This is a genomic window from Streptococcus sp. HMSC061D10 (assembly GCF_001808865.1).
GTDB lineage: Bacteria > Bacillota > Bacilli > Lactobacillales > Streptococcaceae > Streptococcus.
Genome location: NZ_KV795030.1, coordinates 48,996 through 70,763, shown reverse-complemented (window position 1 = coordinate 70,763; position 21,768 = coordinate 48,996). Strand labels below are relative to the sequence as shown.

Genomic DNA, 21,768 nt, shown 5'->3' with positions numbered 1-21,768 from the left:
AAATCTCTTCAAACCACGTCAGCTTCGCCTCGCCGTAGATATATGTAACTGACATCGTCAGTCTTATCTACAACCTCAAAGCGGTGCTTTGAGCAACCTGCAGCTTTTCCTAGTTTGCTCTTTGATTTTCATTGAGTATCAGTTCCCACGTTTCATTTTCAAAAAAAGGACAGGAAGCCCTCTAATAGAGAGTTTCCCCATCCTATTGTTCTGTTTATTTTTCTTCGACGCGAACGCCTTGTGTATCTACTTGCAAATCATGAAGCTTGCCTTTGAACGGTTGTTTTTCAAGCTCTGCCTTAATTTTAGGCATCTTATCATGCTCAGCTAGAACCATAACAGTAGGCCCAGCACCAGAGAGGTAGGTCGCATAAGCACCATTTCTCTTAGCAACTTTTTTTATGGTCGCAAATTCTCGCACCAAATCTTGGCGGTAACGCTCATGGAAAAGATCACTCTCAATAGCTTGTCCTGCTTTGACCATGTCTCCAGTCAGCAAGGCTGCAATCGCTACATTGGCGATAGAACTTGCTGCAACAGCTTCTTTATAAGAAAGTTTCTTGGGCAAGACACCACGACTATCTCGGGTACGCAATTCATAATTTGGAATGTAGGCTAGAAAGGCACACTCTGGAAAAGGCGCTACAACTGCTGAAACCTGACCCTCGACTGAGCTGGCAATGACCAGATTTCCATAGATAGCAGGTGCAACATTATCAGGATGCCCTTCAATCTTAGTCGCCAATTGCAACTTATCGTGATCCGTTAATTTTAGGTTCCCTAATTGATTTGCCAGCTCAATTCCTGCAACGATGACTGAACTAGAAGAACCAAGTCCACGCGCAAGTGGAATATCACTAATCATTTTCAGACGTCTTGGTTGTAGGTCTGGAACAATTTGTAAAGCAATCTTCAGCAAAAGATTACGTTCATCACGTGGAATCCATTTGCCTAATTGGTGCTCGATCATCCATTCTTCACGTTCCTCACAAACCTGAATTTCTAGATACTTAGTTACAGCTACACCAACAGAGTCAAAGCCAGGACCCACATTGGCACTTGTAGCAGGTACAATAATCTTCATCTTAGTCTCCTAAAACCTTGAAGGTGTTGAGAAGTTCAAATTCAGCTACACCCTTCAAAGCTGCTGTAATATTTTCAAGCTGTGCCTTGTTAATCTTATGGGTAATGATGACAATACGAGCCTTGCCTTCTTGCTTACCATCTTGAAGGATTTGCTTGAAGGAAATATCTTCCGCATTAAAGAGCTCTGCCAATTTCAAGACTTGCCCTTTTGAATCTGGAGCCAGGATTGAGAAATAGTAGTTGGCTTTGACATCTTCTGGTTGAGCTAAAACAAGGTCACGATGGTATTCGTTAAAGGCTTTGCCAATGGTGCCGTCATTCAAACGACGAACGATACGGGCAATATCAGCTACAACGCTTGTTGCAGTTGGTTTTTGACCTGCACCTGGTCCATAGTACATAGACTCGCCGATACCGATAGATTCCACAAAGACCGCATTCATAACACCGTTAACACTTGCGAGTGGATGAGCTTTAGGAAGGAAGGTTGGAGTAACCTCGGCAGCGATTCCAGAAGGTGTTTCTTCGATAGAACCTACTAATTTAACCACGTACCCAAGATCTTGGGCAACTGCCACATCTTCTGGAGTGATATTGCGGATTCCTTGATGGGCAACATCTTCAAATTTGACATTCATCCCAAATGCAAACTGGCTAAGGATGACCATCTTGTAGGCTGCATCAATCCCATCAACATCATTTGTAGGATCGCTTTCAGCAAAGCCAAGTCGTTGAGCTTCTGCCAAAGCATCTTCATAAGACCAGCCTTCTTCTACCATTTTGGTCATCATGAAGTTAGATGTTCCATTGACAACACCAAGAACACGAGTGATTTTGTCTGATGCTAGTGAGTTAACCAAGGTACGAAGGATTGGAATTCCTCCCGCAACAGCTGCTTCATAATAAAGAGCAACATTATGAGCTTTGGCAATCTCAAGCAATTCTGTACCATGAACAGCCAAAAGGTCCTTGTTGGCTGTCACGACATGTTTCCCTGCTTCTAAGGCACGAGTGATAAATGTTTTTGCCGGTTCGATACGTCCCATCAACTCAACAACAATCGCGATGTCTTTATCTGACAAAATTTCGTCAATATTTGTTACAAAATTAAAATCATTTCCTGCTTCAAGCAAGCGTGCTTTCTCTTGATCGTCTTTGACCAAAACTTTGGATACTTCAATTTCTGAATGTGCTGCTTGAACAATTTTTTCTCTATTTTCCTTTAGCAAGAATGGTACACCACTAGCTACTGTACCAAATCCAAGTAAAGCAATTTTAACTGACATGTTTGTCTCCTTGAAATTTTCTAATAGTCCTATTATACCAAAATTGTGAGAAAATTCCTACCATTCTGAACTAAAAATAGGAGCGTCAAATCATAAAAAAGCCTGCCCTGATACAACCTAGGACAGACTCTATTTTCTATCTATTTCACAAAAGCCAATTCCTTGTCACTCGACAAGTCTTCTCGATAATTGAAACCCGCAAAGCTGAGCTTTTTAATCTCTTCAACCGAAGTTACATGACCTTCCATCAAGGCTGTTAAGAAGGATCCTCGGGCTTTTTTAGAAATGGTTGAGTGGTTTTTTAGTTTTCCATCTCGCTCTTCCATAAACTTAAAGGTCACCATTTTCTTACGGATTTCTTTAGGAAAGACAGTTTCAAACTCCGAAGACAAGAGAGAAAAGATTAGTTCTTCACCCTTCATCGACTCTTCATAAGCTGATTGCCAGTGATTTTTTAGGCTTTTCCCAGCAACTTTAAGCTTCATCAAAAAGTCCAGTCTGTGAGGCGCAATCGGTTCAAAGGCTGGAATCACACCATAGAGAGCTGACGTTATCATGAGGTGTTTCTCCAGATAGATTTGCTCCTCCTTGGTGAGACCTTCCCGTTTGATGTTGCGATACATGAGTCCATCAAAGAGGTGCAAGGCTGGATAGTTTGTCGCAGTTTCATTTTTCAAGGCCTGGATATGGTCATATTCCTCTTGCGCTTTTTCGGCGGAAATTTTGTAAAAACTTTCCAGCTCTTGGGCAGAATATGTCGCTAATGCATCCACTACAGCCTGACTTTCAAGACGCAAAGGATTTGCTTCAAAACTAGGAATATTTGTATTCATTTCTTTTGCAGTTGGGATTAGAATTTTCATAGTGTTAGTGTAGCATATTTTTTTAAGACTACCAAGGATTTGCACCTAAAAACCTCGGTGACTACCGAGGTTTCTTTGCTTATTTTGGCAATCCTAACCAGATTGCAAAGAGAACTAGTGCTGTCCCAAGGCAGCTTGCCAAGATAGATGACAGATTAACCTTTTTCTCCTTTAGATGAGAAAATCCTATCTTCAAAGCGAAAAGACCAAGCAACATCGAACCAATCATCAGATAAAATCCCATTTGACCGTCCTCCATTTATTATTCTTTCATCCATTATTACAAATTTTAAACAAGATTACAAGAAAAACGAGGTTGTTTCCTTAAACTTGAAGGTTTTGAGATAGTTATCTTTACCAACTTAACCTTCAAAAGATTGACCATTCTCTTGGAAAACAAGACTATATGATAATCCCTTCCAAATGATCCAATTCATGCTGACAGATCTGAGCAGGAAATCCTGTCAGGCTAATGGTTTGCTCTTGCCAATGGATATCTCTGTAGCTTACTGTAATCTTCTCATACCTAGTTGTCGGTCTTACACCTGTCAAAGACAAACAACCTTCCTCTGTCTCGTATGCCCCTTCAAAAGATTTGAGAACTGGATTAAACATAACCATGGGAATCATGCCGATATTAAAAATAATGACGCGCTTTTGCACCCCAATCATATTGGCCGCTAGTCCAACACAGGTTTCTCTGTTAACCAATAGGGTATCCTGCAAATCCTTTGCTAGGGGTAAATCTTCCTGACTAGCAGGCTGGGATACCTGCGACAAAAACAAGATATCTTTGACAATTTTCTTTTCCAACTACTATTCCTCCATCTTTTTCTCAACTTGATTATAGCATAAAATCTATCTCTGTTTATCATATATAAAAGCAAAAAGCCATCCGAAGATGACTTTTCAATGCTTAAATAGCATTTTTATCTTTTCCAAGTGCACGTTGGACTGCTTTTACAATCTCAACAAGGACTACAATCATAAGTGCTCCTACGGCAACAACCATCCATTGAGTCAAGCTCAAGTTTGAAACGTGGAAGAGATTATTAAATCCAGGAACCAAAATTGTCACCACAAAGAGGACAAAGGCAACTGGGATAGACCAGTTAAAGGTCTTGTTCGTAAAGAGTCCCACTTTAAAGATTGATTGGTAAACCGACTTAACGTTAAAGGCATGGAGCAATTGGATCAAACCGAGAGTTGCAAAAGCCATGGTAAGGGCATCCGCATGGATTTCAGTATGACTTTGGTGCTCTGGGAAGAGGAGAGCCCAACCATAAACACCTAAAACTAGCATCGTTTGGAAGATCCCTTGATAAATGATTGCTCCGAAGACACCACCATCAAAGAAGTTAGACTTACGGCCACGTGGTTTGTGGGTCATGACACCTGGTTCAGCTGGTTCCACACCAAGGGCGATGGCTGGTAGCGTATCTGTTACCAGGTTAATCCATAGCAAATGCACTGGTTGAAGCACATCCCAACCTAACAATGTTGCAAAGAAGATGGTGAAGACTTCAGCCATATTGGCAGACAAGAGGTATTGGATAGATTTTTGGATATTGGAGAAGACCTTACGTCCTTCTTCAACCGCTACGATAATGGTTGCAAAGTTATCATCGGCAAGGACCATGTCAGAAGCTCCCTTAGAAACCTCTGTACCAGTAATCCCCATGCCGATACCGATGTCAGCTGTCTTAAGTGATGGCGCATCGTTGACTCCATCACCTGTCATGGCAACAACTTTACCTTCTTTTTGCCATGCTTTCACGATACGAACTTTGTGCTCAGGTGATACACGGGCATATACAGAGTATTGCTTGAAGACTTTTTGGAATTCTTCATCAGTGAGTTCATTCAACTCAGCACCCGTGAAGACATGGTCTTCTGTATCATTTGGATCGATGATTCCGAGACGTTTAGCGATAGCTTCCGCTGTATCTTGGTGGTCACCTGTGATCATGATTGGACGGATACCTGCTTCTTTAGCGACACGTACAGCTTCTGCAGCTTCTGGGCGCTCAGGGTCAATCATGCCGACCAAACCAGAGAAAATGAGGTCAGACTCAACAATTTCAGATTCCAAGGTTGGAATTTCATGACTTGTCTTATAAGCCATCATCAAGACACGAAGAGCTTGTTTGGCCAATTCTTTGTTGGTTGCAAGGATAGCATTTTTATCTTCTTCTGTGATTGGGCGAACTTCCCCATTGACTTCAATACGAGTCACGCGCTTGAGCAATTGGTCAGGGGCACCCTTGACAGCGATAAAGTAAGAACCGTCAGCTTCCTTATGAATGGTAGACATGAGCTTACGGTCTGAGTCAAATGGCAATTCAGCCACACGTGGCTCATCCTTCAAGACTTCACGAACATCAAAGTTGTGGTCCAAACCAAACTGTACAAGAGCTGTCTCCGTTGGATCCCCAATCAGCTTGCCAGATGGGTCCACCTTGGTGTCATTGGCAAAGTTCATGATACGTAGCGTATTGTTGCTAGCAGCAATTTCTGTTGCAGAGCTTTGCAATTGACCGTTGGTATAAACTTTTTCAACAGTCATTTGGTTCATAGTCAAGGTACCTGTTTTATCAGACGCGATGATTTCTGTTGAACCAAGAGTTTCAACCGCTGGTAATTTACGAACAATCGAATTACGTTTGGCAAGGGTTGTTGTTCCCAAAGATAGAACGATGGTTACAATGGCAGGGAGACCTTCTGGAATCGCAGCAACCGCAAGAGCAACCGCAACCATCAAGCCTTCCAACGGATGTTCACCACGAACGAATACACCAACCAAGAAGGTAATCACTGCAATCACAATGATTAAGTAAGTCAAGGCCTTAGATAATTGTTCCAAGCTTTGCTTCAACGGTGTTTCTGTTTCGTCTGCGTTGGCTAACATATCTGCAATCTTACCAACTTCTGTATACATACCAGTGTTGGTCACGACACCAATCCCACGACCGTAAGTTACGTTTGAGTTTTGATAACCCATATTAACACGGTCCCCGATACCAGCATCTGCTTCAACAAGTCCTGTCACATCTTTTTCAACTGGGACAGACTCCCCTGTAAGAGCTGCTTCTTCTATTTTAAGAGAAGCTGCTTCAAACAAGCGCATATCCGCAGGCACGACATCTCCTGCTTCAAGCAAGACGATGTCCCCAGGTACCAATTCTTTCGAGTCAATCTCAATAACATGACCATCACGACGAACGCGGGCCATCGGGCTAGACATATTTTTCAGAGCTTCAATGGCTGCTTCTGCTTGCCCTTCTTGGTAAACCCCAAAGGCAGCATTCAAGACAACAACGGCCAAGATGATAATGGCATCTGTTAAACCATCCATCCCTTCTGTAATTACAGAAAGTGCGGCTGCTGCTAGCAAGATGATAATCATCAAATCCTTAAATTGATCAAGGAATTTAGCTAGTAGGCTACGTTTTTCGCCCTCTTCTAACTCATTTCGACCATAAGTCGCTAAGCGTTCTTGAGCTTGAGCAGTTGACAAACCTTCAACAGATGAGTCCAAATTCTTTAGGACTTCCTCAGAAGATTGCGTGTAAAACAAGTCTTTATTTTGTTCTTTTGACAAAACAGTCTCCTCCTTTTTGGCCTCTTTTTACAAAAAAAGAGACCTGTTTTTTTAAAAAAAACAAGTCTCGCTGTTTAATATAGTGCCGGAAATAATTCGGAATGACGACACTATCGCGGTTAACCGCCAGCTACTCCCTTGAGTAGTTCTATTATAACAGATTTTCAAAAGTTTTCAAGTGCTGGGGTGGAGTTAGTCATTATTCTCATCATAGGTGCGATCACTGATAATATATCTTGGACGTTGCTTGGTTTCTAGATAGATTTTCCCAATATATTCACCAATTACACCAAGACTAATGAGTTGAACCCCGCCAAGTAAGCTTACAATGGCGTAGGTACTGGCCCATCCAGCTACTACATTACCAGCAAATTTGCTCCACAAAACCCAGATGATCAACAAAAAACTAAAAAGTGAAGTCATAACTCCCAAGCTAGTAATCAAGCGAATAGGTTTAATAGATAGGCTAGTAATACCATCCATTGCTAGACCAAGCATTTTAGAAAGTGGATAGTGACTTTCTCCAGCAATTCGTTCGTGACGTTTATAAGTCACGTAGGAATACTTAAATCCTACAAGAGGCATAATGCCTCGAAGAAATAAGTTTACTTCTTTAAATTTAGCAAGTTCATGAATAAATCGTTTGGAGACTAAACGATAGTCAGCATGATTAAAAACGACATCTGCTCCAAATAAATACATCACCTTATAGAATCCCTCTGCTGTAATACGTTTAAAAGCCGAATCTGTCTCTCGGTTGTCTCGAACGCCGTAGACAATCTCTGAACCTGACTTATATTCAGCAATCATCTGATTCATACAATCAATATCATCTTGACCATCTGCATCAATGGTAATCACGATATCCGCAAATTCTGCAGCTTCGTACATCCCAGCAAGAACACTACTTTGATGACCACGGTTTCGACTTTGAGAAATACCTACAACATATGGATTCGATGAAGCATATTTTTGGATAAGTTCCCAAGTTCGATCCTTACTGCCATCATTCACATACATGACCTTACTATTGGGATGAACCTCTTGATTTTTCACCAATTCCTCGATCTTCCCAACAAACATCGGATTGGTATGAGGCAACACTTGCTCTTCGTTATAACATGGAATCACGATATATAAAATCGGATTATTTCTACTCATTTTTGACTCCTAACCTTTTAATCCCAAAGGGAAAGTTTGTCCCTCTAAATACTCTGACAATCAATTCACACCCTACCAAAGTCAATATTGTCACAACACTTGTTGTAACGTAGCCATTCACAAAAATACCGGTGTATCTAGTAGATAATTGTAAAACTAATTTTTCAACCAGTACTAAAACAATTGGAGCATGTACTCCATAGTAAATCAAGGTTCTTTGTCCGATTGATTTCAAGAGAGTCAGTTCAGGGATTGATTTAAAAAATATGAGGGTGGACCATATACCTGAAATTGCAGCAATGTAAAATAAGAGATGGTTCCCTATCTGCTGATAGTAGAGATCGACAATTTGTCTTCCACTCCAATGATAGTTCAATCTGCCTACAAATATAGTTAGAGATAAGGCAACTGGCAGATAGTATATTGCAAAAAACTTCTCCAGCTGAGGTAAATATTTTCTCACTCCAACACCTAAGAGTGTAAAGATAATGGCTACAGGGACCAAATCAAGATTCCAGATTAGATAAAAATTCCAAGTATAGATTTTTTGTCCTAAAAAGACTAGAAGCAAGAGTGATACAAGAATCAATAGCCATTGACCAATCGACCATTTTCTTCTGAGAATAAAGTAACTAAAAACATGTGCTAAAAACATGACATTCAGAAACCATAACTGAAAATAAACATGCAAGCGATCTGACAACAACAATTGTTTAGTAAAATGAATAAGATTAAAACTAAACACTTGTTCAGGATACATGACAAAGAGTTGAAAGAGAAAAACAAAAATATTCAGGCAAAAAAAGGGAACGACCAAACTTTTCGCCTTGCTAAGAAAATATTCCTTAAATGATTTGTATTTAGTAACATTTAAAGTAAAACCTGACAAGAAGAAAAATAAGGGGATATGAAAAACATAGAGGAGTATTTTTGCACGAAGAGGCACAAAACTGCTATGCCCTATAATAACAAGTATAATCGCTAGCCCCTTAGCCATATCTAGGTAACCTATGCGCTTTTTCATCCTATCTCCCTTCTCCTGTTCTTAGTCGATAAAGATTCATATCAGAACTGACCACCTCAACTTCTTCAAAATAAACATCTTTTTGGTAATGTTCTTTCATTATTTCCTTGACTTGATCCATCTTTCCTGAAGAAGGTGACCAAAAGAATAGGATATTCTCCTTATCAATAGCAGAAGAAAGAAGATTACTAGGCTCCTCAACATTATACTTTTTCATTAATTGATAATAGTGTGGCGAAAAAGTTTGCCAGTTACCTAAGGTTGTTGTATTTTCAATCAACTGATCAGGCTTTCTTGTAATCGTAGCCAAGCTCGGTTGAGAATTGACAAGTGTTCCATAACCGCCAAAAACAAGCAATTTATCAGAATGTTTTTCCACTACATCATGATACTCTGATACCATGGATGATTGAATGATTGGGAACCAGTAAAGTTCTTGTCCCACACTATTTACCCAGGCCATACTCGCCAGCATTCCTACAAGTTGTAGACTATAAAAAATTTCTCTTTTTTTCAACAGTTTCCGCTTATTGTAAAATAAGGGCGCATAGTAGACGAAAAAGATTAAAAAGCTAATGATAATCGGGATATAAACACGTTCTACCACTCTCTGCCTAACAAATAGTGCACCGATTAGTGCAAATGGAACAAGGGGGAGTAACCAGCCATAGACTTTCTTAGGCTTGAAGAACAAAAACCAGCCAACCATAACAAGAAGAAAGGTTGTCAAAATGATATTTTGGAAATAATCTTTCACCATTTGAAATACATTAAAGGAGTACTTCTCAGAGAAAGAACGTACGGATTGAATTTTTGTTAACAACTCATTGTTCAGAGCATCTTTTTCTGCAAACAACCAGTAGGTTGAAGCAGATAAGTCGTTTTCACTGACCCCCAATTCCTGAAATTCCTTGGCATGCTTCTCATACTCAATCGCAGGGAAATCTCTCAAATTGGTACTTAGAGTATTCCAATTTAGGTATTCTTGAACATCTGGTCTCATTAAGGTATAAATTTTATTGGAAGCAAAGATAAGTAAAATGACAGCAGATAACAAAAATAATTCTTTTTTCTTTTTTCCTTTGATTACTTCAAAAGCTAGGAAGGGGAGTAAAAGCAATAATAAACTGGCAATAATTTGCGGCCTAATCGATAAACCTATTACAGACAAAAGCATTCCTGTTACGTATTTTTTATCAAACAATAATAGTATAGCTGCTGTCGATAACAAGTAAGCAATTACTGAAAACGAGAAATACTTCATTAAAACCATTTGAAGTAACATTACTAAGGGAAGCAAGAAATAATACTTCTTTCTAAAAAAGAACTCCAAATAGATGCTAAAACTCAAGCAAAAACTGAGAGCTAAGAAAATAAAATAAATATTCCAATTTGTAAATAATTGCTGAAGAAATACTAAAGCAGATGATAACAAAATCCCAATATAGGGAAGCAACATATTATCACCAGATAATATGGTTTGATTAACCATGATATCATCAACCACTGGATAATCAAATCCCTTAACTACTCTATAGCCATAAAAAATAAGAAATGGTAGCAACAGCAAACCAATTCGAATCACTCTATCTATGATTTGTTTATGGTTCATAAAAAACTCTTTCCAAAATAAATATTACCTTATCATTCTATCATATTTCAAAATAAAAATCTGTTGATTTCTGAATAAATACCCTAATAGCCATTTGAATTTTCCTTGGAAAACCAGTATAATGAAAGAATACTAAAATGCTAGAAGGGGAGTTAGATGAATCAATCGGTTTCAAACTTAAAATTAGCTGAGCGTGGTGCCATTATCAGCATTTTGACCTATCTATTCTTGTCTGCAGCTAAGCTAGCGACCGGACATTTGCTCCATTCATCCAGTTTGGTAGCAGATGGTTTTAATAACGTTTCAGATATTGTTGGAAATGTAGCCCTTCTCATCGGGATTCGTTTGGCTCGCCAACCGGCTGATAGAGATCATCGCTTCGGCCACTGGAAAATCGAGGATTTGGCAAGTCTCATCACTTCCATCATCATGTTTTACGTTGGCTTTGATGTTCTACGTGACACCATCCAAAAGATACTCAGCCGAGAACAAACGGTCATTGACCCACTTGGTGCGACTCTGGGAGTCATCTCTGCCATCATCATGTTCGCCGTTTATCTCTACAATACCCATCTGAGTAAGCAAGCTAAATCAAAGGCCCTCAAGGCTGCAGCTAAGGACAATCTGTCAGATGCCGTAACATCTCTTGGAACTTCTATTGCTATCCTGGCTAGTAGCTTCAACTATCCAATCGTGGATAAGTTGGTCGCTATTATCATCACCTTCTTTATCCTCAAAACAGCCTATGACATCTTTATCGAGTCATCCTTCAGCCTTTCTGATGGTTTTGATGAACACTTGCTAGAAGATTATCAAAAAGCTATCATGGAAATTCCTAAGATTAGCAAGGTCAAATCACAACGCGGTCGTACCTACGGAAGTAATATCTATCTGGACATCACACTTGAGATGAACCCAGACCTCTCTGTTTTTGAAAGTCATGAAATCGCGGATCAGGTCGAATCCATGTTATCAGAACGCTTTGGTGTCTTTGATACAGACATTCATATCGAACCAGCACCAATCCCTGAGGATGAAATTCTAGATAATGTCTATAAAAAATTGCTTATGAGAGAGCAACTAATCGACCAAGGAAATCAACTGGAAGAGTTACTTGCAGAAGATTTCATTTATATCCGCCAGGACGGACAAGAACTGGACAAGGGAGCCTATAAGGCTGAAAAAGAATTAACCTCTGCTATCAAGGAGCTTCATTTAACCTCTATCAGCCAAAAGACTAAACTCATCCGCTACCAAGTCGGTGATACCATTCATACCAGCATCTGGCGTCGCCACGAAACTTGGCAAAATATATTCCATCAGGAAACGAAAATTGAAAAAGACTAAAGCAAAACTCCCAACTGAGAAAGTTGGGAGTTTTGCTTTAGTCTTATTTTGCAACGCTCTTAGCAAGAACGAAGTTTCCTAGTGTAGCTGAACCATTACCAGCAACAGCTGGAGTCACGATATAGTCACGTACATCTGGAACTGGTAGGTAGCCATTGAGTAGGGCTGTGAATTTCTCACGTACACGGTCAAGCATGTGTTGTTGAGCCATAACCCCACCACCAAAGACGATGACATCTGGACGGAAAGTTACAGTCGCATTCACTGCAGCTTGAGCAATGTAGTAGGCTTGAACATCCCAGACAGAGTTGTTGAGTTCAATATTTTCCCCACGAACACCTGTACGAGCTTCCAAACTTGGACCAGCTGCATAACCTTCCAAACATCCCTTATGGAAAGGACAAACACCTTTAAATTCTTTTTCAATATCCATTGGGTGTCTAGCCACATAATAATGACCCATCTCAGGGTGACCAACACCGCCAATAAACTCGCCACGTTGGATAACACCTGCACCGATACCTGTACCGATTGTGTAGTAAACCAAGTTTTCGATACGGCCACCAGCATTGTTACGGGCAACCACTTCGCCGTAAGCAGAACTGTTTACGTCTGTTGTGAAGTACATTGGTACATTTAGAGCGCGACGAAGGGCACCAAGCAAGTCCACATTTGCCCAGTGAGGTTTTGGTGTAGTTGTGATAAAACCGTAAGTTTTTGAATTTTTGTCGATATCAATTGGACCAAATGAACCAATTGCAAGACCTGCAAGATTATCAAATTTTGAAAAGAACTCGATAGTTTTATCGATTGTCTCGATAGGAGTTGTTGTTGGGAATTGTGTTTTTTCTACAATGTTAAAGTTTTCATCACCGACAGCACAGACAAATTTTGTACCGCCCGCTTCCAAGCTTCCATATAATTTTGTCATGATAAACCTCTAGTTTTTATTTTCTCTATTATAGCATATTTCCAGGAGGAAAAGTTGCTCTATATTTTAGTTTTTCCTCTGTAAATTTTAAGATTCAATCAAAAACGAACAAACATGACATTTGTTCGTTTTTTGATCTATTAAATCGAAAGTAGTGTACTCAATGAAAATCAAAGAACAAACTAGGAATCGAGCTGCAGGCAGTACTTGAGTACGGCAAAGCGAGTATGACGCAGTTTGAATTTGATTTTCGAAGAGTATTAAGCTTTAACTTCGATGATTGCATCACCCTTAGCAACTGATCCAGAAGCAACTGGATTTACTGAAGCAAAGTCTGCAGTGTTTGTCACGATAACCATAGTAGTGTTATCAAGTCCTGCAGCAGCAATCTTAGCTGAGTCAAATGTTCCAAGAACATCTCCAGCTTTAACCTTGTCACCTTGGGCAACTTTTTGGTCGAAACCTTCACCGTTCATTGAAACAGTGTCGATACCCACGTGGATCAAGATTTCAGCTCCGTTTGCAGTTTTCAAACCATAAGCATGTCCTGTTGGGAAGACGATTGTCACTTCAGCATCAGCTGGTGCATAAACAACATCTTGACTAGGTTTTACAGCAATACCTTGTCCCATAGCTCCACTTGAGAAGACTGGGTCATTAACGTCTGAAAGGGCAACTACGTCACCAACGATTGGTGTTTGGATGACACCTTCGCTAGGTGCAACAACAGTACCAGTTACTGCTTCGTCAGCTAAACGTTCAGTTGTAGCTTCTGAAGCCACTTCTGCTTCATCTTCATAACCAAACATGTAAGTAAGAGCAAAACCAAGAGCGAATGATACAGCTACCATAAGAAGGTATTGTGGAAGTTGTCCGTTACCAATGTAAAGCATTGTACCAGGGATGATTGTGATACCATTACCAGTACCAGCAAGACCAAGGATTGAAGCAAGTCCACCACCGACTGCACCAGCGATCAATGAAAGGAAGAATGGTTTACGGAAACGCAAGTTAACCCCGAAGATAGCAGGCTCAGTAATACCTAGGAAGGCAGAAAGAGCAGCTGGGAAAGCAAGTGTTTTAAGTTTAGGATTTTTAGTTTTCACACCAACGGCTACTGTTGCAGCACCTTGAGCAGTCATGGCAGCTGTGATGATAGCGTTGAATGGGTTAACATGGTCAGCAGCAAGCAATTGAACTTCAAGCAAGTTAAAGATGTGGTGAACACCTGATACGACGATAACTTGGTGAACTCCACCAATCAAGAAACCACCAAGACCAAATGGCAAGTTAAGGATAGCTTTTGTTCCAAGAAGGATATAGTTTTCAACAACGTGGAAGACTGGTCCGATAACAAACAAACCAAGAATTGACATTACGAGGAGTGTTACGAATGGTGTTACCAAGAGGTCAAGAACATCTGGAACAACTTTACGAACAGCTTTTTCAAACTTAGCTCCGACAACCCCGATGATGAAGGCTGGAAGAACTGAACCTTGCAAACCAACAACTGGGATAAATCCGAAGAAGTTCATAGCAGTTACTTCTCCACCAGAAGCAACAGCCCAGGCATTTGGAAGTGAACCTGAAACGAGCATCATACCAAGAACGATACCAACAGCTGGGTTACCACCAAATACACGGAAGGTTGACCAAACAACCAAACCTGGCAAGATAATGAAGGCTGTGTCAGTCAAGATTTGAGTGTAAGTTGTAACATCTTCTGGAAGTGTCATTCCAAGAGCATTCAAGAGTCCACGAACACCCATGAAGAGACCAGTTGCTACGATAACTGGAATGATTGGTACAAAAACATCACCGAAAGTACGGATGGCACGTTGGAACCAATTTCCTTGTTTAGCAGCTTCTGCCTTCATCTCATCCTTAGATGTCGTTGGCAAACCAAGAGCTACGACTTCATCGTACATCTTGTTAACTGTACCTGTACCAAAGATGATTTGGTATTGACCTGAGTTAAAGAAAGCACCTTGAACTTTTTCCAAGTTCTCAATAGCATCTTTGTTAATCTTCGCTTCATCTTTAACCATAACACGAAGGCGAGTAGCACAGTGAGCTACACTGTTAACATTCTCACGTCCGCCCAAGGCTTCGATGACTTTTTTTGCAATTTCTGTATTCGTCATTTGCAAAAATCTCCTTATAAAATTTTTTCTTGTTTGAAAGCGATTTTATCCGCCCTACGAATATTATTCTATCACGTTTAAAAAATATGTCAAGCGTTTTGCAGAAAAAATTTTGTCAATTCTCCAATTTTGATTGTTTTTGCTATTTTTTCATTAACATAGCAGTAAACATCCTCTGAATTTAAGGTTTTTACTTTGAAAATTTCAAAAACTTTCATATTTTCATCGGTTTTCATAAAATTTTGTTTCCAAACTCTGTCAATCGTTTGACATTTTTTTCTTAAATTTAGTGTGAAAGACTTGCTTTTTTATAAGGAAACGTTTACTATTAAGATAGTAGAATTTTTGGAGGAAATAGAAATGGAATGGACTACTGAACGTCGTTACAGACGTTATGAAGATTGGACACAAGAAGAAAGAAAAGAAATCCAAGAAAAGATGGCACAATCCCCATGGCACGTCAGCTATCACATTGAGCCAAAGGAAGGTCTCCTCAACGACCCAAACGGCTTTTCTTATTTTGATGGTAAGTGGATTGTCTTTTACCAAAACTTCCCCTTTGGTGCAGCTCATGGGTTAAAATCTTGGGTTCAACTTGAAAGCGACGATTTGGTGCACTTTACTGAAACAGGTGTAAAAATCTTACCTGATACTCCACTTGATAGCCACGGTGCTTACTCTGGTTCTGCTATGCAGTTTGGTGATCAATTATTCCTCTTTTATACTGGAAATGTCCGTGATGAAAATTGGGTACGCCACCCTTATCAGATCGGTGCCTTGATGGATAAGGATGGAAATATTAAAAAGATTGATAAAATCTTAATTGATCAGCCTGCTGAGGCTACTGACCACTTCCGCGATCCACAGATTTTTAACTTTAAGGGGCAATACTACGCTATCGTCGGTGGTCAAGATTTGGACAAAAAAGGATTTGTCCGTCTCTATAAGGCTATCGAAAATGATTATACAAACTGGCAAGAAGTCGGAGACCTTGACTTCAACAATGACCGCACTGCTTATATGATGGAGTGCCCAAACCTAGTCTTTGTCGGAGAACAGCCTGTCCTTCTTTACTGCCCACAAGGTTTGGATAAAAAGGTCCTTGACTATGACAATATCTATCCAAACATGTATAAAATCGGCGCTTCCTTTGACCCAGAAAATGCTCGTATGGTAGATGTGTCTGAACTACACAACCTCGATTATGGTTTTGAAGCCTATGCCACTCAAGCCTTCAATGCCCCTGATGAACGTGCCCTTGCTGTTAGTTGGCTTGGTTTACCAGATGTGTCTTATCCATCTGATCGTTTTGATCACCAAGGAACTTTCTCATTGGTAAAAGAACTTACCATTAAAGACGGCAAACTCTATCAATACCCTGTAGCAGCTATCAAGGATCTTCGTGCTTCAGAAGAGGAATTTTCAAATCGTTCTGAAACCAAAAACACCTACGAGATCGAGCTTAACTTAGAAGCTGATAGTCAAAATGAAATCGTTCTTCTTGCTGATAAAGATGGCAAAGGACTCTCTATCAGCTTTGACCTTATCAATGGTCAAGTAACCGTTGATCGTAGTCAAGCAGGTGAGCAATATGCTCAAGAATTTGGAACTACTCGCTCTTGCTCAGTTACCAATCAAGCAACTACTGTCAATATCTTCATCGATAACTCAGTCTTTGAAATCTTTATCAATAAAGGAGAAAAAGTATTTTCTGGTCGAGTCTTCCCTCACGAAGATCAAAATGGAATCCTCATTAAATCTGGAAACCCAACTGGAACATACTACGAATTAGAATATGGTCGCAAAACTAACTGATGTCGCAGAACTAGCAGGCGTCAGCCCAACTACTGTCTCACGTGTTATTAATAAAAAAGGCTACCTGTCAGAAAAAACTATTCAAAAGGTTAAAGATGCTATGCGTGAGCTAGGCTATAAACCTAACAATCTGGCTCGCAGTCTTCAAGGTAAATCCGCCAAGTTAATTGGGCTAATTTTCCCAAAAATCAGCCATGTTTTCTATGCTGAATTGATTGACAAATTGGAGCACGAGCTCTTCAAAAAAGGCTACAAGACAATCATCTGTAACAGTGAGCACGATTCGGAAAAAGAACGTGAATATCTTGAAATGCTAGAGGCCAACCAAGTGGACGGTATTATCTCTGGTAGCCATAACTTAGGGATTGAAGACTACAATCGCGTGACGGCTCCTATCATCTCCTTTGACCGAAACTTGTCACCAGATATCCCTGTCGTTTCTTCTGATAACTATGCTGGCGGAGTCCTAGCCGCTCAGACCTTGGCTAAAACTGGAGCCAAGGCTATCATCATGATTACAGGTAATGACAACTCCAATTCTCCAACTGGACTTCGTCATGCTGGTTTTGCTTCAATCTTACCCAAGGCTCCTATTATCAATGTTTCCAGTGACTTTTCACCCCTTCGAAAAGAAATGGAAATCAAAAATATCTTGACTAAGCAAAAACCAGATGCTATTTTCGCATCAGACGATTTAACAGCCATCTTGGTTATGAAGATTGCCCAGGAGCTTGGTATCTCTGTTCCTGAACAACTTAAAGTTATCGGATATGACGGGACTTATTTCATTGAGAATTTCTACCCTCACCTCACTACCATAAAACAACCCTTGGAAGAAATTGCTCGCCTGACAGTTGAGTTACTCTTACAAAAAATTGAAGGTAAAGAGGTTACTACTACTGGTTATTTCTTGCCAGTCTCCCTTTTACCAGGTAAAAGTATTTAAGCACAAAAAAACTCGGACTGAATCAGTCTGAGTTTTTTCTTATGATCTAAATTTATTCAAGAGTGTTTGGGCTTTTTCTAAATTAAATGTTTTTTCAGCAATCAAGCTTTCTACCAGCTTAGGCACTTCAGCCTCTGTGGCTCCTGCAAGGAGGGCTAGTGACTTCGCTTGAAGTTTCATGTGTCCATGCTGAATTCCTGTGCTGACAAGAGCTTTAAGAGCTGCAAAGTTTTGTGCGAGACCAATTGACACGATAATTTGAGCCAATTCCTTAGCTGATGGATGACCTAGCAACTCATGGCTGAGAACGACACGAGGATTAAGACCAATTGATCCACCCTTGGTAGCAACTGGCATCGGCATAGTCAACTCTCCTATTAACTCTTCTGTTTCCAAATCCATCGTCCAACGACTAAGGCCTCGATAGGAACCATCATGACTAGCATAGGCATGTGCTCCCGCTTCGATGGCACGCCAATCATTTCCTGTCGCAATCAAGAGAGCATCGATTCCATTAAATATCCCCTTATTGTGAGTAGCTGCTCGATAAGGATCTGCTTGAGCAAACTGGCTGGCTAAAACCATTTTTTCTGCCAACTCACGCGCTTCATCCTTCTGGCGACTCAAATAACGAAAGGCAATCCGACAAGTTGCAGTTACTAGAGAATCTGTTGCATAGTTGGATAAAATGCCCATTAAACTTTGCCCTTGACTTAGAGCTTCTAAGCTAGGTTTTAAAGCTTCAAGCATGGTATTGAGCATATTAGCTCCCATGGCTTCCTGAGTATCCACATGGAGATAAACCACTAAAAAGTCAGCCTCACCAGAAATTTTCTCAACTGTTAGCTCTCTGGCTCCACCACCACGTTTGACAATAGATGGATAGGCTTGGTTTGCTTGTTCGAGTAGCTCTGCTTTCTGACTCAAAATAGCCTGACATGCTTTATCCCTATCTGGAACCTGATAAAGAGCTACCTGACCAATCATTTGGCGTTGATGAACCTGAGCAGTAAAACCACCCACACGCTTGATAATCTTACTAGCAAAACTAGCTGCAGCAACAACAGATGGCTCTTCGGTCACATAAGGAACGGTGTACTCTTGACCGTTTACCAGTACTTCTGGAACTATTGAGTATGGAAGCGAGAAGGTCCCCACCACATTTTCACTCAGTTGGTCCGCAACTGCTAGAATGAGATTCTCATTTTGCTCAAGACTTTCTTGGGATTCAATAGTAGTAAGCGCCTGAGACTTAACTAGCTCTAGGCGCTCTTGAATTGATTTTTTAGCAAATCCATTCCAATTTTTTTTCATTATTTTTCAACCTTGCTGTAGCGACGTTGGTGGTCTACAATCTCAACCAGAGCATAGTCTTGTCCCTCATAGCCTGACATGGTTGCAGAACCAGACTCATCTAAGTTCGCTTCTTCAAAGAAGATTCGTTCATAGTCGGCAACACTCAAAGCTTGACGTTGGTCTAGCAAGTCTAAGCGATTATTCTGCAATTGTTTTTCATAGCCTTCAACCAATTCTACACTAAAGAACTCAGATACAGCACCACTACCATAGCTGTAGAGAGCAATCTTATCCCCAGCTTTCAGACTATCAGAATTTTCAAGAAGAGACAAGAGCCCTAAAAAGAGTGAACCCGTATAGATATTTCCAACTTTTTGACTATAAATAATGGATTCATCAAAGTGCTTTTGAAGTAAATCCTTTTTCTCTTGAGGTAGAGATTTATCAAGAATTTTTTTCAATCCCTTGAGAGCTAGCTTTGGATATGGCAAGTGGAAACAGACAGCTTTAAAATCATCCAAAGTACAGTCATAACGCTTTTGGTACTCTTCCCAAGTCGTTTTCAAGCTATCAAGATACTGCTGTGTTGAGTAAACGCCATTTACAAATGGTGTTGTCGAATAGTTTGGACGCCAGAAGTCCATAATATCACGAGTCTGCGCAACGTTATCATTGTTGAAGACCATAACGCGTGGATTTTGGCTAATCAACATGGCAACACAGCCTGCACCTTGAGTTGGTTCTCCAGGAGTTTCAACACCATACCTTGCAATATCACTGGCTAGTACCAAAACTTTTGATTTTGGAGAATTTTCTACGTGTAACTTAGCATAGTGAAGGGCCGCAGTTGCACCATAGCAAGCCTCCTTGATTTCAAAACTACGAGCAAATGGTTGAATCCCAAGCAAACCGTGTACAAAGACAGCTGCAGCTTTACTCTGGTCAATCCCAGACTCTGTCGCTACGATAACCATATCAATCTCTTGCTTATCTTCTTCAGTCAGGATAGAATTTCCTGCACTGGCAGCCAAGGTAACAATATCCTCTGTCAAAGGAGCAATACTCAATTCTTTTAAAAGGAGCCCTTTACTCAATTTTTCAGGATCAATTCCTCGGGTTTCTGCTAAATCTTGTAATTTCAAAACGTATTGACTGGTCGCAAAACCAATCTTATCAATACCGATTGTCATATTTACCTCTATTTTTATCATTCATTGTAAAAAATCGTTCACCTCTATTTTATCACAATTGAGATCAAATGAGAGAAAAAAGACTTGATTCACCAAATCAAGTTCATTTTCAAAATCTTATCTCATTTTTAGGCTAGTCCAACAAACAGAACTTTAGGGCTACAAAAAAATCGAGTCTTAGCTAGCTCGATTCTTTTTGAGATAATGATACAATTTCAACAAAACTGTTCCACTGGCCATTCCAATGGAGATAACGAGAGCCAACATCATGACTAACATGGCACTAGAAATGGCATGACTGTAGTCACCTGTAACGAAGAAGGAAGTGGTTCGATAGGACAGATAACCTGGTACTAGTGGTGCCAATATAGCCAGAGCAAAAACAACTGCTGGTGTCTTATAGAGGATACTCATAATTTGGCTGACACAAGAACCAATCACAGCAGCAATAAAGGTTGCCAAAATGACATTGGTTGGTTCCTTAAGTATCAAATAGAGTAGCCAGATAGACATCCCTAAAACTCCACCGGGGATGAGCATGGAACGCTGGACATTTAAAACGATTAAAAACGTGATAATGGCAAGCAAACTTGCCAGAGCTTGCAATAAAAATGTTGTTAGTGTCATATTAGTTCATTAGTATGAGGGCGACTGATGTTCCAGCCCCTAAGGCAAGGGTAATTAGCAAGGATTCAAACATCTTGCTCATACCAGAGTTAATGTGATTGGTCATAATATCTCGAACAGCATTGGTCAGGGCAATTCCAGGTACAAAAGGCATAACCGCACCTGCAATCACTAAATCCGCCGTCGATGGTAAACCAGAATAGCGCGCCCAAAATTGTGCAATCAAACCAAAGACAAGAGCACCTGCAAAAGCTGTCATAAAAGGAATACGAATAAACTTTTCTACATAGAGAGAGCAAGTAAAAGCAAACAAGGTCGCTACTCCTGCTCCGATTGCATCGTAGACATTCCCACCGAACATGATTGAAAAGAAGGGAGCACTGAGAGTCGCTGCAGCAGTTAGTTGAACATTGGTATAGGGAGACGCCTTAGCATTCAATTCCTTTAGTTGGATAAAGGCTGTATCCAGATCAAGCTGTCCTGATACAAGTTGTCGTGAAATCTGGTTAACATCACATACCTTCTCAATATTATAAGAGGAGGATGTCACTCGCTTCATACGAGAGATATTTGTATTTTCAATGGAGAAAAAAATGGCGGCAGGCATGGCCAAAACATTACAATCCATAATACCCTGTGAATGAGCAATCCGAATCATGGTATCTTCAACACGATAAATCTCAGAACCATTGCGAAGCAGAATTGTTCCAGCTAGCATGATGACATCAATAACTGCATTCAGTTTTTTTGATTCTTCCATATTTCCCTCCTTTTTCAAACTCCATTTTATTTTATCATAATTTCGGAGGAAAAAAAATCTTTGCCACAAAAACTGTGAC

The 21,768-nt window shown here is 40.2% G+C and carries 19 protein-coding genes; 3 read left to right on the top strand and 16 right to left on the bottom strand.

Going from position 1 to position 21,768, the window contains the following annotated elements; genetic code table 11:
• Positions 1-214 precede the first annotated feature (214 nt).
• The 9 genes from thrB to HMPREF2728_RS09825 all read right to left on the bottom strand — a co-directional run bounded on the left by thrB (position 215) and on the right by HMPREF2728_RS09825 (position 10,633).
• Positions 215-1,084 (bottom strand): homoserine kinase, encoded by an 870-nt coding sequence (thrB, locus tag HMPREF2728_RS09865; RefSeq protein ID WP_075227822.1) that lies wholly within the window; start codon positions 1,082-1,084, stop codon positions 215-217.
• Position 1,085: 1 nt separating this feature from the next.
• Positions 1,086-2,372 (bottom strand): homoserine dehydrogenase, encoded by a 1,287-nt coding sequence (locus HMPREF2728_RS09860; protein WP_075227821.1) that lies wholly within the window; start codon positions 2,370-2,372, stop codon positions 1,086-1,088.
• Positions 2,373-2,512: 140 nt separating this feature from the next.
• A complete protein-coding gene (yaaA, locus tag HMPREF2728_RS09855; protein WP_075227820.1) occupies positions 2,513-3,235 on the bottom strand; it encodes a peroxide stress protein YaaA in 723 nt (240 codons plus the stop codon).
• A gap of 79 nt (positions 3,236-3,314) precedes the next feature.
• Positions 3,315-3,479 carry a DUF3953 domain-containing protein gene (locus tag HMPREF2728_RS09850; RefSeq protein WP_075227819.1) on the bottom strand — a complete coding sequence of 55 codons (165 nt, stop codon included), beginning with the start codon at positions 3,477-3,479 and terminating at the stop codon, positions 3,315-3,317.
• 158 nt (positions 3,480-3,637) lie between these two features.
• Entirely contained in the window at positions 3,638-4,048 is a 411-nt protein-coding gene (locus HMPREF2728_RS09845) for a peptide deformylase (protein ID WP_075227818.1), read from the bottom strand.
• A gap of 103 nt (positions 4,049-4,151) precedes the next feature.
• The gene (locus tag HMPREF2728_RS09840; RefSeq protein WP_075227817.1) at positions 4,152-6,836 is read right to left on the bottom strand and encodes a cation-translocating P-type ATPase; all 2,685 of its coding nucleotides are present in this window, start codon (positions 6,834-6,836) and stop codon (positions 4,152-4,154) included.
• A gap of 192 nt (positions 6,837-7,028) precedes the next feature.
• Positions 7,029-7,997 (bottom strand): glycosyltransferase family 2 protein, encoded by a 969-nt coding sequence (locus HMPREF2728_RS09835; protein ID WP_075227816.1) that lies wholly within the window; start codon positions 7,995-7,997, stop codon positions 7,029-7,031.
• The gene (locus HMPREF2728_RS09830) at positions 7,990-9,021 is read right to left on the bottom strand and encodes an acyltransferase family protein (RefSeq protein WP_075227815.1); all 1,032 of its coding nucleotides are present in this window, start codon (positions 9,019-9,021) and stop codon (positions 7,990-7,992) included. The genes HMPREF2728_RS09835 and HMPREF2728_RS09830 overlap by 8 nt, the downstream gene beginning before the upstream one ends.
• Before the next feature lies 1 nt (position 9,022).
• On the bottom strand, positions 9,023-10,633 hold the full coding sequence (locus HMPREF2728_RS09825; protein WP_075227814.1) for a hypothetical protein: 1,611 nt from the start codon (positions 10,631-10,633) through the stop codon (positions 9,023-9,025).
• Between the two features lie 156 nt (positions 10,634-10,789).
• Here HMPREF2728_RS09825 and HMPREF2728_RS09820 point away from each other — a divergent pair, with 156 nt between their 5' ends.
• Positions 10,790-11,980, top strand: coding sequence for a cation diffusion facilitator family transporter (locus HMPREF2728_RS09820; RefSeq protein ID WP_075227813.1), 1,191 nt, complete (start codon positions 10,790-10,792; stop codon positions 11,978-11,980).
• 43 nt (positions 11,981-12,023) lie between these two features.
• Here the strand turns inward: HMPREF2728_RS09820 and scrK are convergent, their stop codons facing one another.
• From scrK to HMPREF2728_RS10865, 3 genes are all read right to left on the bottom strand, one after another.
• Complete coding sequence (gene scrK, locus HMPREF2728_RS09815) at positions 12,024-12,911, bottom strand: fructokinase ScrK (protein WP_075227812.1); 888 nt, start codon at positions 12,909-12,911, stop codon at positions 12,024-12,026.
• 260 nt (positions 12,912-13,171) lie between these two features.
• On the bottom strand, positions 13,172-15,055 hold the full coding sequence (locus HMPREF2728_RS09810) for a sucrose-specific PTS transporter subunit IIBC (protein WP_060956077.1): 1,884 nt from the start codon (positions 15,053-15,055) through the stop codon (positions 13,172-13,174).
• A gap of 89 nt (positions 15,056-15,144) precedes the next feature.
• Entirely contained in the window at positions 15,145-15,291 is a 147-nt protein-coding gene (locus tag HMPREF2728_RS10865) for a hypothetical protein (protein ID WP_186822209.1), read from the bottom strand.
• Positions 15,292-15,415: 124 nt separating this feature from the next.
• Between HMPREF2728_RS10865 and HMPREF2728_RS09805 the strand changes: the two genes are divergently transcribed.
• Together HMPREF2728_RS09805 and HMPREF2728_RS09800 are read left to right on the top strand one after the other, a co-directional pair.
• The gene (locus HMPREF2728_RS09805; RefSeq protein WP_075227811.1) at positions 15,416-16,870 is read left to right on the top strand and encodes a sucrose-6-phosphate hydrolase; all 1,455 of its coding nucleotides are present in this window, start codon (positions 15,416-15,418) and stop codon (positions 16,868-16,870) included.
• On the top strand, positions 16,851-17,816 hold the full coding sequence (locus HMPREF2728_RS09800) for a LacI family DNA-binding transcriptional regulator (RefSeq protein WP_075227810.1): 966 nt from the start codon (positions 16,851-16,853) through the stop codon (positions 17,814-17,816). The genes HMPREF2728_RS09805 and HMPREF2728_RS09800 overlap by 20 nt, the downstream gene beginning before the upstream one ends.
• Before the next feature lie 39 nt (positions 17,817-17,855).
• Here HMPREF2728_RS09800 and HMPREF2728_RS09795 read toward each other — a convergent pair whose 3' ends face one another.
• The 4 genes from HMPREF2728_RS09795 to HMPREF2728_RS09780 all read right to left on the bottom strand — a co-directional run bounded on the left by HMPREF2728_RS09795 (position 17,856) and on the right by HMPREF2728_RS09780 (position 21,689).
• Entirely contained in the window at positions 17,856-19,130 is a 1,275-nt protein-coding gene (locus tag HMPREF2728_RS09795; protein WP_075227809.1) for a hydroxymethylglutaryl-CoA reductase, degradative, read from the bottom strand.
• Positions 19,130-20,302 (bottom strand): hydroxymethylglutaryl-CoA synthase, encoded by a 1,173-nt coding sequence (locus HMPREF2728_RS09790; protein ID WP_075227808.1) that lies wholly within the window; start codon positions 20,300-20,302, stop codon positions 19,130-19,132. The genes HMPREF2728_RS09795 and HMPREF2728_RS09790 overlap by 1 nt, the downstream gene beginning before the upstream one ends.
• Before the next feature lie 177 nt (positions 20,303-20,479).
• Positions 20,480-20,929, bottom strand: coding sequence for a threonine/serine exporter family protein (locus HMPREF2728_RS09785; protein ID WP_045763178.1), 450 nt, complete (start codon positions 20,927-20,929; stop codon positions 20,480-20,482).
• Position 20,930: 1 nt separating this feature from the next.
• Positions 20,931-21,689 carry a threonine/serine exporter family protein gene (locus HMPREF2728_RS09780; RefSeq protein ID WP_075227807.1) on the bottom strand — a complete coding sequence of 253 codons (759 nt, stop codon included), beginning with the start codon at positions 21,687-21,689 and terminating at the stop codon, positions 20,931-20,933.
• Positions 21,690-21,768 lie beyond the last annotated feature (79 nt).

Excerpts from the sequence above, each read along its gene's own strand:
- thrB (WP_075227822.1), bottom strand. The coding sequence starts at position 1,084 with ATGAAGATTATTGTACCTGCTACAAGTGCCAATGTGGGTCCTGGCTTT.
- HMPREF2728_RS09860 (WP_075227821.1), bottom strand. The coding sequence starts at position 2,372 with ATGTCAGTTAAAATTGCTTTACTTGGATTTGGTACAGTAGCTAGTGGT.
- yaaA (WP_075227820.1), bottom strand. The coding sequence starts at position 3,235 with ATGAAAATTCTAATCCCAACTGCAAAAGAAATGAATACAAATATTCCT.
- HMPREF2728_RS09850 (WP_075227819.1), bottom strand. The coding sequence starts at position 3,479 with ATGGGATTTTATCTGATGATTGGTTCGATGTTGCTTGGTCTTTTCGCT.
- HMPREF2728_RS09835 (WP_075227816.1), bottom strand. The coding sequence starts at position 7,997 with ATGAGTAGAAATAATCCGATTTTATATATCGTGATTCCATGTTATAAC.
- HMPREF2728_RS09830 (WP_075227815.1), bottom strand. The coding sequence starts at position 9,021 with ATGAAAAAGCGCATAGGTTACCTAGATATGGCTAAGGGGCTAGCGATT.
- HMPREF2728_RS09825 (WP_075227814.1), bottom strand. The coding sequence starts at position 10,633 with ATGAACCATAAACAAATCATAGATAGAGTGATTCGAATTGGTTTGCTG.
- HMPREF2728_RS09820 (WP_075227813.1), top strand. The coding sequence starts at position 10,790 with ATGAATCAATCGGTTTCAAACTTAAAATTAGCTGAGCGTGGTGCCATT.
- scrK (WP_075227812.1), bottom strand. The coding sequence starts at position 12,911 with ATGACAAAATTATATGGAAGCTTGGAAGCGGGCGGTACAAAATTTGTC.
- HMPREF2728_RS09810 (WP_060956077.1), bottom strand. The coding sequence starts at position 15,055 with ATGACGAATACAGAAATTGCAAAAAAAGTCATCGAAGCCTTGGGCGGA.
- HMPREF2728_RS10865 (WP_186822209.1), bottom strand. The coding sequence starts at position 15,291 with ATGAAAACCGATGAAAATATGAAAGTTTTTGAAATTTTCAAAGTAAAA.
- HMPREF2728_RS09805 (WP_075227811.1), top strand. The coding sequence starts at position 15,416 with ATGGAATGGACTACTGAACGTCGTTACAGACGTTATGAAGATTGGACA.
- HMPREF2728_RS09800 (WP_075227810.1), top strand. The coding sequence starts at position 16,851 with ATGGTCGCAAAACTAACTGATGTCGCAGAACTAGCAGGCGTCAGCCCA.
- HMPREF2728_RS09795 (WP_075227809.1), bottom strand. The coding sequence starts at position 19,130 with ATGAAAAAAAATTGGAATGGATTTGCTAAAAAATCAATTCAAGAGCGC.
- HMPREF2728_RS09790 (WP_075227808.1), bottom strand. The coding sequence starts at position 20,302 with ATGACAATCGGTATTGATAAGATTGGTTTTGCGACCAGTCAATACGTT.
- HMPREF2728_RS09785 (WP_045763178.1), bottom strand. The coding sequence starts at position 20,929 with ATGACACTAACAACATTTTTATTGCAAGCTCTGGCAAGTTTGCTTGCC.
- HMPREF2728_RS09780 (WP_075227807.1), bottom strand. The coding sequence starts at position 21,689 with ATGGAAGAATCAAAAAAACTGAATGCAGTTATTGATGTCATCATGCTA.